Origin of the sequence: Blautia difficilis, from assembly GCF_014297245.1 — a bacterium.
Classification (GTDB): Bacteria; Bacillota; Clostridia; order Lachnospirales; family Lachnospiraceae; genus Blautia_A; species Blautia_A difficilis.
Map to the genome: position 1 here is coordinate 72,111 of NZ_JACOQG010000002.1, position 13,826 is coordinate 85,936.

Sequence of the window (13,826 nt, forward strand, 5' to 3'; positions counted from 1 at the left end):
AGACAACATGAAAGGAACTGTGAAACTAAAAAAACGTCTGGAGGCTTTGGGCTTAGCCTTACTGTTTATGCTGCAATCTGTACTGGGCTTTTTACCTGGAATGATTTTCAGTGCGGCCGGAGCGGTAAAGTCTATCGAGGTCTGGGACTCCGATCAGCTTATTGATTATGGTTATCGTTTCAATATGAAGTTTCAGCCGGGGGTAACTACCTATGAGTCTTTTGGCTGCGATAATCTGGACAGTGCTGCATTTTCTGATCACGGAAGAAGTACAAGAGATACAGAAAGTGTGAGGATAACAGAGGATTATAAATCCGGAAGTGCAGGAATGCGCTATAACAATGTGGGTAGAGATGCAGAAGGAAATATTGTGGATGTGCGTCTGACCCTGGTGGGGGTAGAAAATGCCGAGAGACGCTATGACCTGAGAACCCCTGTCTCCAAAAAAGAAAATAATGGTGGACTTACCTTTGGCTGGGAGAATAATGAAACCTATCCTATGGTAGGCTTTGCTAAAAACAATATCGGAGTTTTTATCTATTCACTGGGTTCTGCAAAAATTAATTTTCAGTTTCTAAAGCATGGGACAGATGAGGCTCTGACGATCAGTGGACATGGTACGATCCGTGATATTGATGCGGCGCAGGGAGTATCTATACCCTCAGACAATGGACTGGATCATGCATATGTATTAAAAAATAATGAGTTTTTGAAAGTAAACGGCACCTATGTAGGATCTCAGAATGTGGCTATTGAGCCGGAGGATGAGAATGGCTGGCTGAATATGTTTTTCCAGACAGATAATTTTAATCTGGTGTTTTCTCATCAGGAAAAACTGGATATGTGGGATGCAAGCAGGGAAAAAAGTATTGCAAAGGCCGGCTCTCAGGAGAAGTGGGCAAGTAATGCCAGAAAAGCATATGCAGATGAGTCTGGAAAAAGCTACTGTGAAACTTTTGAAGGACAGAAGGTGGTTAAGGGCTTTGCATATTTTGATTTTACTTCCTATTGCTTCAGTGGTATAGAAATGAAAAAAGCACCGGAGAAAAGAGTAGGTGAAGTGGGTTGCACATGGGATCAGGCAACGGCTGCACCAAAGGAACAGCCATTTGTTATGAAAACAGAAAAAGAATTTCAGTATATGATCCAGGCGGAGACTACTCCTAACAGATTAAAATCATTCGTGATCAGTGATGTACTGGAAAACTGCCTGACAATGGATGATGCCTCTAAGGTTTCGGTAATAAATAGTCTGGGACAGGATGTGACAGAACAGTTTGATGTGGCTGTGGAAGGACAGACTGTGATCTGCAGTGCAAAGGCGGACAGTCTTAAAGAAGAAGCTTTTACAGATAATCAGACATATACTTTTATTCTGAAAGTACACAGGAAGCCAGAAGGACAATTTGATATTTCTAAATATCTGGCAGAGGATGGATACACCCTTCTGGTTCCCAATCAGGCTTCCATGAGTTATGAGAGAGTTAATGGAGGCGGAGATACGAAGAAAACAGAAATCGTATGGGTGAAGGGAATCATTCCGCCTGAGCTTGAGGTGAAGAAGAATGTTTCTGCTTATGAGTGGAAGGTAGGGGATATGATAGATTATTCTGTGACAGTTACGCAGACAAAGCCGGATGTCCAGGCTGTAGGAGTAAGTGTGACAGATGAGATTCCCTCCTGCCTTTGCCTGACAGAGGGACAGTATGCAGCACAGACCAGTCCGGGAGCAGATCCCTGCACTCTTACCAGGCAGGGGGAAAATGGATGGAAAGTAACCTGCCCTACTTTGAAGTATGGAGAAACTATAACAGTCAGCTTTAAATGCCAGGCAGCGGAAGCTTCCAATGGTCAGGAATGGGAAAATATAGTAACTGCTACAGCGGATAATCTTGTAGACCCGGAGACAGGGGAACAGAAAGACAGAAAAGACATGGCCGAAGTATGGCCTAACAGCCCTCAGCTGGAGATTGACAAAACAGCAGATAAATATGAATGGCAGGTAGGGGATGGAGTTACTTATAGAATTGTAGTGAATAATTCTGTACCCGGAACAATTGCAAAGGATGTCAGTGTGACAGATATCGGACTTCCCCAGGGGCTTGTGCTGTCAGAGGGGACCCAGAGTGTGGAAGTGCTGAATGTACAGTCTCAGATAAATTACCCGGTTCCTGATAAAAAAACAGGGCAGGCTTATGAAAGCCGGCCGGTAGAATCACATATGGAAGCAGATGAAAGCGGCTTTGCTTTTTATTGCTCTTATCTGCCTTACAGTCAGCCGGTCACACTTGTATTTCACTGTATAGCTACAGAGTCTGCCAATGGCCATGAAAGTGTAAATGTGGCAAATGTAAAAGCTTCCAATGCAAATGAAAAATCTGATGATGCAGAAGTATATATAAATACGGGAAGTCTCTGGATTGAAAAGACAGCCGATCATTATGAGTGGAAGACAGGAGAGCAGGTTGAGTATAAGGTTGTTGTTGAGAATAAAAATCAGGGAACGATTGCCAGAAATGTGACAGTCTGGGATACAGAGATGCCGGCAGGCCTGGTTCTGGATTCTATGGAAAATGTATCTGTTAATGGAATTCCTCAGAGTATTACGCAGCCTGTTGCCGGAACAGAAGATACTCCGGGACAGCTGAATCCGGAATTTTATAATGAAACCGGTGAGAAAACGGTAGGATATGAGTTTCTTCCGGAAGGAAATGGATGGAGACTGAATCTTTCAGACTTGCCTGCAGGAGTGCCTGTGACAATTGCTTTTCTCTGCACAGCCACTGAGGATGCAAATGGAATGGAAAGTATTAACCTGGCTAATGTGCAGGCAGAGAATGCACCGAAGACCTCTGATGATGCGGAAGTATATGTAAATACAGCAATCCTGTCTATTGATAAAGGTTTTCAGAATCCATATCTGGCAGCAGAAGATGGCCGCGTGGAAAATGAATTCCGGGTAGGAGAGCAGGTAAATTATCAGGTAACGGTTACCAATCAGCAAAAAGGGTCTATTGCAAGAAATCTGGTGATCAGTGATCTTTCTCTTCCTGAAGGACTTGCGCTGGACGGTGATGAAGGAGCAGTTACAGTTAGTGGTGTTCCTACAGTGATCCAGAATCCGGTTGCCGGAACGGATGATATGGGGAATGCGTTGAATCCAGAGAATTACGGTGAAACCGTAGAAAAACAAGTCAGCTGCCAGGTGATTCGTCAGGGAACAGGATGGATCGTTACTATTTCTGATCTGCCCTATCAGATGCCGGTAACTGTCAACTTCCGTTGTACAGCCCATAGCACTGTAAATGGTATGGAAATTGTAAATACAGCCAAGGCATATGCAGATAATGCTGCGGAAGTGAAGGACACCTCTAAGATATGGGTAAATTCTCCGGTTCTCAGGGCTGTAAAGACGGCAGATAAGACTTTTTATAAATATGGGGATATTGTTACCTGGCGTATTGATTTTACTCAGGAGCAGACAGGCTGTGTTGCCAGAGAGCTGGTGATTCAGGATGTGACGGATACTCCGGGAGTTCGGCTTCAGAAGGATTCTATTGTACTTCTGGATGAAAAGGGAACTAAGGTTGAGGCGCAGATTCAGGCAAATGATGACAATACCTTTGTGATCCATACAGGTAGAAACCTGATCAAAGATGTGGGATATCTGATCTGTGATAATGACAGAGGTGGTATTTCAGAGCAGGTAATGCCTAATCCGCTGGAGTGCAGGGAACAGAAATGTATGGCTGTAGAATATCAGACTGCAATTATTGATCCGGCTCTGGCAGGAAAGAAAATCCATAATACAGCAGTGGTAAACAGCAAAGAAAATATTCCGGTGAATACAGAGGCAGAAACAGAGGTACATAGTCCGGTTCTGGAGATTACAAAGACCTCAGATAAAAAAGAGTATATGTCAGGAGAAACAGGCTACTATACCTTGAAGGTACGTCAGCTCCGTGAGGATGTGACGGATGAAAATATAGTGATCACGGATGCTTTTCAGACAGAGGGAGTAAAGATAAAGAAAGAGTCTGTTCTGGTAAAGAAAAACGGGACTGTTTTGAAAGATGCAAAAACAGAAATTTCAGAGGCAGGCTTTGTGATCCATACAGGAACCGGATTAGGAGATTCAGACAAATTGGAAATTTATTATGAGGCAGTGTTTGAAACAGCAGCGAAAGATAAACAGACGATCGTAAATCATGCCACAGCCAGAGGAGATCTTTCTACAGAAGTACAGGCTGATCATGAGGTTTATGTGAAACCTGCACTAAAACCAAGTCCTACGCCAATTCCGACTCCGAAACCATCGAAAACTCCAGAACCTACCGTTACACCGCAACCTACTAATACGCCTGTGCCAACGCCTACAACCATTCCAAAAGCAACCCCAACTCCCCGTCCAAATGGAACTTGTCCAAAGCTGACACAGATTCCCACAAATACGCCGGTAGGAGTTATTGGCGGTGGAAATAACGGAAGTTCCGGAAATGGAGGTTATGGATCCGGAGGTTATTCTTCTTACAGCAGTGGATATCAGGGGGGATACACTGCGGGAAGCTCTAAGACAGGAGAATCCAGACCTTTTAAAATGATGGCAGGATTGAGTATTCTGGGAATTCTTTTGTTGGGAACCGGCATTCTGGTATTCAGAAGAAGTAAAAATGGAAAAAGGGAAAAGCATTTATGAAAATTCTGAAAAATCTTGGGCGAAGTATAATCTGTGTAGCTGCCGGACTGCTTTTGTACTGTGGGAGCTTTTATATAAAAAGCTATGAGCAGAACAAAGCTGCCAGGGAAAAGAATCAATATGTGGAACAGCTTGCCTATGCTGGAAGTTACGCAGAAAATGGCAAAGCAGTTAAAAATCCGGATACAGAAAACCGCACCGGACAAAGCAGAAAAAAATCAAACACAGAAAAGGCGAAAAATAATATAAAGGCTGAAATCAGGGAATCCTTTGGGATTTCCTGGGAGAAGCTAAGAAAGCTTAATCCGCAGACAGTTGGCTGGATTAGGATTTCGGGAGCTGATATTTCCTATCCGGTAGTGCAGGGAGAGGACGATGAATTTTACCTGAAACATGATTTTGAGAGAAAGGAGGATTTATTTGGGAGTATTTTCCTTGGGCATCACAATGATGCAGCTTTTACAGATTCTCACAGCTTTATCTATGGTCACAACATGGAAGGTCATATGATGTTTGCTAATCTGAACCAGTATGAACAGCCTGAATTTCTGGAAAAATGTCCACAATTTGAAATTGTGACACCAGAGAAAAAGTTGGTTTACGATATTTTTTCTGTAGAACAGGCAGGGGAGGGAGGAGCTGCCTTTGAATATGGATATGACCTGGACAGTCCGTCGTATCAAAGGCAACTGGCTGCCCTAAAGAGAAATTCTATGTATGAAACCGGTATCTGGCCGGATGCCCATAAACCGATGGTGACATTGATCACTTGTAATTCCAGGCTGGATGAGGAGGTACGTATGGCAGTTCATGGTATTTGCAGCCTGGAGATAAAATAATGGGAAAAACTAATGAAAAATCCTCCTGTATTTTGTATAATTTAAGCATAAAAAACAACTTGTTCGTATGTGCATACAAGTTGTATCCTAAATACAGGAGGGAAGAAGACATGACAGATAATGGAAAGCCTAAATATTTCTCGCTTATGGAACAGCTCAGGAATGATATTGTATCAGGAGTTATCCGGCCGGGAGAAAAGCTTCCTTCAGAAAACGAACTTTCTCAGAAATATTCCCTGAGCAGGCATACAGTCCGTAAAGCACTGGGAATTCTGGAACAGGACGGATATGTGGAGGCATTTCACGGGAGAGGTACTTATTGCTCAGAAAATATGCGCCACATCAAAAAATCAAAAAATATTGCGGTAGTTACCACATATATTTCTGATTACATTTTTCCCAGACTGATACAGGGAATGGACAATGTCCTCTCAGAAAGTGGTTACAGCATTATCCTGAAAAATACGGCAAACAGCAGGCAAAAAGAAGCCAGATGTCTGGAAGAGCTTCTGAAGAAAGATATTGACGGACTGATCATTGAACCAAGTAAAAGTGAAATGATCTGTAAACACAGAAATCTTTATCAGAATCTGGACAAGTTTGATATTCCATATGTGTTTATTCAGGGAATCTATTCGGAAATGAGAGACAAACCTCATATTCTCATGGATGACGCGCAGGGAGGATATCTGGTAACAAAATATCTGCTGGATCTAGGACATAAGAAAATCAAGGGATTCTTTAAAGCTGATGATATGCAGGGACTGAAACGTCATAAAGGCTATGTAAAAGCATTGCAGGAGGCCGGGATTTCCTATGATCCGGATGATGTTATCTGGTTTCACACAGAAGACAGAAAGGTTAAACCGGCACTGATGGCAAAAGAGATGGTACAGAACGGGCAGCTTCCGGATGGGATTGTCTGTTATAATGACCAAATTGCTGTTCAGGTTATGGAAGAACTGGAAAAGCTGGGAATCAGGATACCGGAAGATGTTTCGATCACAGGTTATGATAATTCTCTGTATGCACAGCGTGGAGGCGGAATCACAACAATTGCCCATCCCCAGGAAAAATTGGGAGAAATGGCTGCAGAACTGATCCTGGAAAAGATCAACGGAATTTCTGAAGCAGAGAGCAAGGTTGAAAGACTGATCCACCCGGAACTGATCATACGGGGATCATGCAGAAAGGCTGAATAAAAACGCCGGATATTAACAGTAAACACACAGATTGAAGATGCTGTGGAAAGCAGCAGAAGATCTGAAAATATAAAAAATCCAGGAGGAATTTTATCATGAAAACAGGAAGAAACTATAAGTTTTGGTTTTGCACAGGTTCACAGGATCTTTACGGAGATGAATGCTTAAGAAAAGTTGCTGAGCATTCCAGAATTATCGTTGAAGAATTAAACAAAAGCGGTGTTCTTCCATTTGAACTTGTATGGAAACCAACACTGATCACAAATGAACTGATCCGTAAAACATTTAATGAAGCAAATGCAGATGGGGACTGTGCAGGTGTTATCACATGGATGCATACCTTCTCACCGGCAAAATCATGGATTCTTGGCCTGAAAGAATACAGAAAACCACTCTGTCATCTTCACACACAGTTTAATGAAGAAATTCCTTATGATACCATTGATATGGACTTTATGAATGAAAACCAGTCTGCTCATGGCGGTCGTGAATATGGTCACATTGTCACAAGAATGGGAATCGAAAGAAAAGTTATCGTTGGTCATTGGGCAGATAAAGATGTACAGGAAAGACTTGCTTCCTGGATGCGTACAGCTGTTGGTATCATGGAAAGCAGCCATATCCGTGTATGCCGTGTAGCAGATAACATGAGAAATGTAGCTGTCACAGAAGGTGATAAAGTAGAAGCACAGATCAAATTCGGATGGGAAGTAGATGCTTATCCTGTAAATGAGATTGCTGACTATGTAAAAGATGTAGCTAAGGGTGATGTTGATGCATTAGTAGATGAATATTACAGCAAATATGATATCATTCTTGAGGGAAGAGATCCGGAAGAATTCAGACGTCATGTAGCAGTTCAGGCTCAGATTGAAATCGGATTTGAGAAATTCCTGGAAGAGAAAAACTATCAGGCGATCGTTACACATTTCGGAGATCTGGGCGCTCTTAAACAGCTTCCTGGACTTGCAATCCAGAGACTTATGGAAAAAGGTTATGGATTCGGTGCAGAAGGTGACTGGAAGACAGCTGCAATGGTTCGTCTGATGAAGATTATGACAGCCGGTATCAAGGATGCAAAAGGAACTTCCATGATGGAAGACTACACATATAACTTTGTACCTGGAAAAGAAGGAATCCTTCAGTCTCATATGCTTGAGGTCTGCCCGTCTGTTGCAGATGGCAAGATTGGCATTAAGGTTTGCCCGCTTTCCATGGGTGACAGAGAAGATCCTGCAAGACTTGTATTCACAAGCAAAACCGGTCCGGCTATCGCAACATCTCTGATCGATCTTGGAGACCGTTTCCGTCTGATCATCAATGATGTAGACTGCAAGAAGGTTGAGAAACCGATGCCGAAGCTTCCAGTAGGAAGTGCGTTCTGGACACCACAGCCAAACCTTAAGACAGGTGCAGAAGCATGGATTCTTGCAGGTGGAGCTCACCATACAGCATTCTCCTATGACCTGACAGCAGAGCAGATGGGAGACTGGGCAGCTGCTATGGGCATTGAAGCTGTTTACATTGATAAGGATACAAATATCCGTGACTTCAAAAATGAACTGAGATGGAATGAACTTGCATTCAGAAAATAATAATTTTTGTAATTATAAAATCGTAAAATTTCTATGGTAAAACCATAAAAGAAATGCAATAATATTGGTGTACAAACAATATATGATTATAGATTGTCGAATGATCTGTAATCATAAAATGACAGAGAAACAGGGAGGTACATAAAAATGGGAGCAGCAGAAGCAAAAGCAGCGATTCTCGCGAACAAAACAGCACTTGGTATTGAATTTGGTTCCACCAGGATCAAAGCAGTACTTGTAGATGATAAAAATCAGCCGATCGCATCCGGCGGTCATGAATGGGAAAATCGTTATGAAAACGGTGTCTGGACATATAGTCTTGATGATATCTGGACAGGTATCCAGGATTGTTATCAGGATATGGCAAAGGATGTAAAAACAAAATATGATGTAGAACTGGAATCTGTAGGTGCATTTGGTGTCAGTGCCATGATGCATGGATATATGCCATTTAACAAAGAAGGAGAACTTCTTGTACCATTCCGTACATGGAGAAATAATATCACAGGTGAAGCAAGTGAGAAACTGATGGAGCTTTTTAACTACAATATCCCTCAGAGATGGAGTATCGCACATCTGTATCAGGCAATCCTTAACGGTGAAGAACATGTAAAAGATATTGACTATATTACAACTCTGGAAGCTTATGTTCACTGGAAACTGACAGGAAAGAAAGTTCTGGGTATCGGCGATGCAGCAGGCATGTTCCCGATTGATACCACAAAGGCAGATTACAATCAGGAGATGGTTGATAAATTTGAGGAACTGGTAGCCCCTTACGGATTCTCATGGAAGCTTCGCGACATTATGCCGAAAGCACTTGTTGCAGGTGAAGATGCCGGTGTTTTGACAGAAGAAGGTGCGAAACTTCTCGACGTAACAGGAAAACTGAAAGCCGGAATCCCGATGTGTCCTCCGGAAGGTGATGCAGGAACAGGTATGGTTGCCACAAACAGTGTAGCAGTCCGTACAGGTAATGTTTCAGCAGGAACTTCTGTATTTGCCATGATCGTTCTGGAGAAGGAACTTTCCAGAGCATACAAAGAGATTGATATGGTTACCACTCCGTCCGGACACCTGGTAGCTATGGCTCATTCCAACAACTGTACTTCTGACCTGAATGCATGGGTAAATGTGTTCAAAGAATTTGCAGAAGCTATGGGCATGGAAGTAGATATGAACAAATTGTTCGGAACCCTTTATAATAAAGCACTGGAAGGAGATCCGGACTGTGGAGGACTTCTGTCCTACTGCTATTTCTCAGGTGAGCATATGACAGGCTTTGAAGAGGGACGCCCCTTATTTGTACGTTCTCCTGAAAGCAAATTTAACCTTGCAAACTTTATGAGAAATAATCTGTATACATGCCTTGGAGCCATGAGAGTAGGTCTGAACCTTCTGTTTGAGAAAGAAAATGTAAAAGTAGACCGTCTTCTTGGACATGGTGGATTATTCAAGACCAAAGGCGTTGGACAGCAGATCCTGGCAGATGCTGTGAATGCACCGGTATCTGTAATGTCTACAGCAGGTGAAGGTGGAGCCTGGGGAATTGCCCTTCTTGCATCCTATCTTGTAAATAAAGAAGAAGGTGAAACTCTGGAAGCATTCCTTGATAATAAGGTATTTGCAGACCAGGAAAGCAGTACTCTGGATCCGAAACCAGAAGGTGTAGCAGGATTTAATTCCTTTATGGAAAGATATATGAAGGGACTTGCGATTGAAAAAGCAGCAGTGGATTCCAAAATCTGGTAAATGATAAAATAATAAAAAAACGTTTTGTACGTGAAATGAGTACCGACCTCCGGAAATCAGATCTGAAAATCTAATGACCGGAGGTCGGTACTTTTTATGCTTGATCAAAAATATAGGGCTTCTTTGGTGTATATTTATGAAACTAAGAAAAAAATTATTCTTATTGTGCTGCGCAATAGGTAAGTGATATAATAATATAAGTTTATATCGCAGAAAAAAGCTGGTGTTCGTGAGAGGCTGGGAATAATGATTGAGTGGAAACAAATAACAATGCAGGAAGCAGAAAATAAAATGGAAGTGCTTCGGGAGATTTTTGATATAGTACGTCTTCTGAAGGGCAGCGATCTGCAGGCTGCCGAAATGGAAAGTGAGCTTGCAGGAAAAAAACATCTTTGTCAGTGTTATGCTTTCTGGAATAAAAATAAAAGATGTGACAATTGTATTTCTCTTAAAGCACTGGATGAAAAGAAACAGACATCCAAGATTGAATTTCTTGATTCCGACATGTACCAGGTGTTTGCAAGGTATTTGGAAATAGATGGTGAGCCTTATGTGATGGAAATGCTGAAAAAGCTGGATGAGAATACACTGACTGATAAAGAAGGGTACGAAAAGCTGGCAGGAAAACTGACTGTATATAGTGAGAAGCTGTATAAGGATGTGCTGACCGGAGCATATAATCGCAGATATTTTGAGGAAAAAGTCAAGGATATGTCTGTGGATGCCGGAATTGCGGTTATTGATCTGGATGATTTCAAATTATATAATGACACTTATGGTCATGATGGAGGAGATCTGGTACTGACAACCGTGGTGAAGGTGATTCGGCATTATATCCGCCGCACGGATATTCTGGTGCGTTATGGAGGAGATGAATTTTTGCTGATCCTGCCTGGAATTGAGAAGGAAGTTTTTTCTCAGAAGCTTCGCATGATCCAGGAGAAGATTCATGAGACGCATATCCCGGGCTTTAATCGTCTGACTCTTTCAGTGAGCATTGGTGGAGCTATGTTTACCCACGGCAAGATGGAGGAAGCAATCACCAAAGCAGACAGACTCATGTATATGGCCAAGGGGCATAAAAATACAGTAGTGACCCGTTGGGATTTGAAGCAAAATACAGATGAGATGGAAAAAAGAAAACTGCCTCAGCTTCTGGTCGTTGATGATTCTGAAATGAACCGCGAGATACTCAAGGAAATTCTGGGAAAGGAATATCGGATCCTGGAAGCCTGTGATGGGAATGAGGCCCTGGAGATGCTAGAGCAGTATGGAACTGAAATCTCATTGGTCCTGCTGGACATTATTATGCCCAAAATGGATGGATTTGAAGTACTTGCCTATATGAACAGAGATAAATGGATCGAGGATATACCGGTGATCATGATTTCCAGTGAAGGATCGGAGAGTTATATCCGTCGTGCCTATGAACTGGGAGCTTCAGATTACATAAGCAGACCATTTGATACCAAGGTGGTATATCAGCGGGTTATCAATATGATCAAGCTTTATGCCAAGCAAAGGCGTCTGATCCATCTGGTAACAGATCAAATTTATGAAAAAGAGAAAAATAACCGTATGATGACCGGGATTCTCAGCCAGATTGTAGAGTTTCGAAATGGTGAAAGTGGGCTTCATGTGCTTCATATCAATATTTTGACTCAGCTTTTGCTGGAGAAACTGATGCGGAAATCAGAGAATTATAATCTTTCCTGGTCTCAGCAGTATATGATTGCCACAGCTTCTGCGCTTCATGATATCGGTAAGATTGGAATTGATGAAAAAATTCTGAATAAACCCGGAAAGCTTACAAAGGAAGAATTTGAAGTTATGAAACAGCACACGATCATAGGTGCCCAGATGCTGGACAGTCTGGAAATGTATCATGATGAAGAGATGATAAAATATGCCTATGAAATCTGTCGCTGGCACCATGAACGTTATGATGGAAAAGGATATCCGGATGGCTTGAAAGGAGAAGAAATCCCCATATCTGCCCAGGTGGTATCACTGGCAGATGTGTATGATGCCCTGGTAAGCGACCGGGTATATAAGAAAGCATATTCTCATGAAAAGGCAATGGAGATGATCTTAAATGGAGGATGCGGAGTGTTTAATCCGCTTCTTCTGGAATGTCTGGTGGAAATTCAGGATAAAGTACGCAAGGAACTGGGTATCAAAAGTGTGAATGAATGTCTGGAATATCTGGAAGAGAAAGCCTGATAAAAATCCCCCTGAAGGGTCGCGGAAAGACTTCAGGGGGATTTTTGAGCAGATTTTAGTATCTGGAGGTTTCTTCGGATTTGTAAGACTGAGAGCCCTTATGATTCATTTTATTACTGTTTTTGCTGTTATGACAGTTTGATTCGCTATTGTTAGTGTGGTCAGAGGACTGATTTGTTCTGCTTTCGGAACTGTATTTACTGGAAGTGCCCTCATAATTTTTGCTGTTTTTGGTTGTAGAATCGTAATTTTTTGCCATTTTAATTCCTCCTAATGCGGTTTATTAACCGGAATTAAGTATTTTTTATAAAAATCCCGGTGTTTCTGAATGACAATTGTTATTATTCCAAAAACCTCGGGGAATATTCATTAAAATATGTTGATTTTTTCAACAAGCTATATTATAATCGTACTTGTAAAAAGAATTTACCCTTCAAAAATTTTTTTTACATAACCCCTTATTTAATTATTTATACTCCCCTTGAACACCCCGGTAGCTCCCCTACCGGGGTGTTCTCTATGTAAAAGTTTCTCAATTCTGAAATTATGCATATACTATAAATAAAAAGGAGTCAGCTATGTTTCCTCTGGAAACTATTTCTGCAAAAATGCTGGACTATTATGTGGATCGGAAGGATTCACTGATCATAGATCTCAGAGATGAGAAAGAATATGCAGAAGGTCATGTAAAAGGGGCAGTGAATATACCATACGGAAAATTCGATGAATATAAAAAATTACCTGAAAACAAGGTTCTGGTACTTTATTGTGATAGAGGTGGGGCAAGTCTTATGTTAGCCAGACAACTGGCAAAAAAAGGCTATATGACCAGGTCTGTGATTGGAGGTTTTCGGGCTTATCGGGGAAGAAATCTTGTAATTTCTTCCTGACCATGGTAATGTAATGAATTAGAAAGAAAAAGGTAACTGTGAAAGAATTAAACAGTAACAACGAAACGAAGAGGAGAAATGAAATTATGAAATATATGTTTGCATCAGATGTTCATGGATCTGCATATTACTGTAGAAAGATGCTGGATGCTTATCGAGAGGAAAAGGCAGAACGCCTGGTTTTGCTGGGCGATCTGCTTTACCATGGACCAAGAAATGATCTTCCGAAAGATTATGCACCTAAGGAAGTGATCTCTATGTTGAATGCTTTGAAAAGGGAAATCTATGCAGTTCGAGGAAATTGTGAAGCGGAGGTGGATCAGATGGTGCTGCAGTTTCCGGTGATGGCGGATTACTGTATTCTCAATCTGGATGGCAGAACTTTTTATGCTACACATGGGCATATTTATAATGAAAATAATCTGCCCCCTGTTCAGGATGGGGATATCCTGATTCATGGACACACCCATGTTCTTCGTGCTGAGCAAAAGGAAGGATATATATTGTTAAATCCGGGATCTGTGTCTATTCCTAAGGAGGGAAATCCACCTACTTATGGGATTTATGAAAACGGAGTATTTTTAATCAAAGATTTTGAAGGCAATATTGTAAAGCAAATAAATTTATAA

The 13,826-nt window shown here is 41.6% G+C and carries 9 protein-coding genes; 8 read left to right on the forward strand and 1 reads right to left on the reverse strand.

Annotation, left to right across the window (positions count from 1 at the left end; translation table 11 throughout):
• Positions 1-7: 7 nt before the first annotated feature.
• From H8Z82_RS01865 to H8Z82_RS01890, 6 genes are all read left to right on the forward strand, one after another.
• Positions 8-4,696: an isopeptide-forming domain-containing fimbrial protein gene (locus H8Z82_RS01865; RefSeq protein ID WP_243176371.1), complete on the forward strand. Its 4,689-nt coding sequence runs from the start codon at positions 8-10 to the stop codon at positions 4,694-4,696.
• The gene (gene srtB, locus H8Z82_RS01870; RefSeq protein ID WP_186994075.1) at positions 4,693-5,535 is read left to right on the forward strand and encodes a class B sortase; all 843 of its coding nucleotides are present in this window, start codon (positions 4,693-4,695) and stop codon (positions 5,533-5,535) included. Before H8Z82_RS01865 ends, srtB begins: the two co-directional genes overlap by 4 nt.
• Positions 5,536-5,645: 110 nt before the next feature.
• The gene (locus H8Z82_RS01875) at positions 5,646-6,737 is read left to right on the forward strand and encodes a GntR family transcriptional regulator (protein WP_186994076.1); all 1,092 of its coding nucleotides are present in this window, start codon (positions 5,646-5,648) and stop codon (positions 6,735-6,737) included.
• A 95-nt stretch (positions 6,738-6,832) separates the two neighbouring features.
• Positions 6,833-8,332 carry an L-arabinose isomerase gene (gene araA, locus H8Z82_RS01880; RefSeq protein ID WP_186994077.1) on the forward strand — a complete coding sequence of 500 codons (1,500 nt, stop codon included), beginning with the start codon at positions 6,833-6,835 and terminating at the stop codon, positions 8,330-8,332.
• A 147-nt stretch (positions 8,333-8,479) separates the two neighbouring features.
• On the forward strand, positions 8,480-10,084 hold the full coding sequence (locus tag H8Z82_RS01885) for a xylulokinase (RefSeq protein WP_186994078.1): 1,605 nt from the start codon (positions 8,480-8,482) through the stop codon (positions 10,082-10,084).
• 246 nt (positions 10,085-10,330) lie between these two features.
• Positions 10,331-12,307 carry a diguanylate cyclase gene (locus H8Z82_RS01890; RefSeq protein ID WP_186994079.1) on the forward strand — a complete coding sequence of 659 codons (1,977 nt, stop codon included), beginning with the start codon at positions 10,331-10,333 and terminating at the stop codon, positions 12,305-12,307.
• A 55-nt stretch (positions 12,308-12,362) separates the two neighbouring features.
• Here H8Z82_RS01890 and H8Z82_RS01895 read toward each other — a convergent pair whose 3' ends face one another.
• Positions 12,363-12,566 carry a hypothetical protein gene (locus tag H8Z82_RS01895; RefSeq protein WP_019160650.1) on the reverse strand — a complete coding sequence of 68 codons (204 nt, stop codon included), beginning with the start codon at positions 12,564-12,566 and terminating at the stop codon, positions 12,363-12,365.
• 319 nt (positions 12,567-12,885) lie between these two features.
• Between H8Z82_RS01895 and H8Z82_RS01900 the strand changes: the two genes are divergently transcribed.
• A complete protein-coding gene (locus H8Z82_RS01900; RefSeq protein WP_019160651.1) occupies positions 12,886-13,197 on the forward strand; it encodes a rhodanese-like domain-containing protein in 312 nt (103 codons plus the stop codon).
• An 86-nt stretch (positions 13,198-13,283) separates the two neighbouring features.
• The gene (yfcE, locus tag H8Z82_RS01905) at positions 13,284-13,826 is read left to right on the forward strand and encodes a phosphodiesterase (protein WP_019160652.1); all 543 of its coding nucleotides are present in this window, start codon (positions 13,284-13,286) and stop codon (positions 13,824-13,826) included.

What these genes read in the sequence shown, in the direction of transcription:
- araA (WP_186994077.1), top strand. Translation starts at nt 6,833, where the DNA reads ATGAAAACAGGAAGAAACTATAAGTTTTGGTTTTGCACAGGTTCACAG.
- H8Z82_RS01890 (WP_186994079.1), top strand. Translation starts at nt 10,331, where the DNA reads ATGATTGAGTGGAAACAAATAACAATGCAGGAAGCAGAAAATAAAATG.
- yfcE (WP_019160652.1), top strand. Translation starts at nt 13,284, where the DNA reads ATGAAATATATGTTTGCATCAGATGTTCATGGATCTGCATATTACTGT.
- srtB (WP_186994075.1), top strand. Translation starts at nt 4,693, where the DNA reads ATGAAAATTCTGAAAAATCTTGGGCGAAGTATAATCTGTGTAGCTGCC.
- H8Z82_RS01875 (WP_186994076.1), top strand. Translation starts at nt 5,646, where the DNA reads ATGACAGATAATGGAAAGCCTAAATATTTCTCGCTTATGGAACAGCTC.
- H8Z82_RS01865 (WP_243176371.1), top strand. Translation starts at nt 8, where the DNA reads ATGAAAGGAACTGTGAAACTAAAAAAACGTCTGGAGGCTTTGGGCTTA.
- H8Z82_RS01900 (WP_019160651.1), top strand. Translation starts at nt 12,886, where the DNA reads ATGTTTCCTCTGGAAACTATTTCTGCAAAAATGCTGGACTATTATGTG.
- H8Z82_RS01895 (WP_019160650.1), bottom strand. Translation starts at nt 12,566, where the DNA reads ATGGCAAAAAATTACGATTCTACAACCAAAAACAGCAAAAATTATGAG.
- H8Z82_RS01885 (WP_186994078.1), top strand. Translation starts at nt 8,480, where the DNA reads ATGGGAGCAGCAGAAGCAAAAGCAGCGATTCTCGCGAACAAAACAGCA.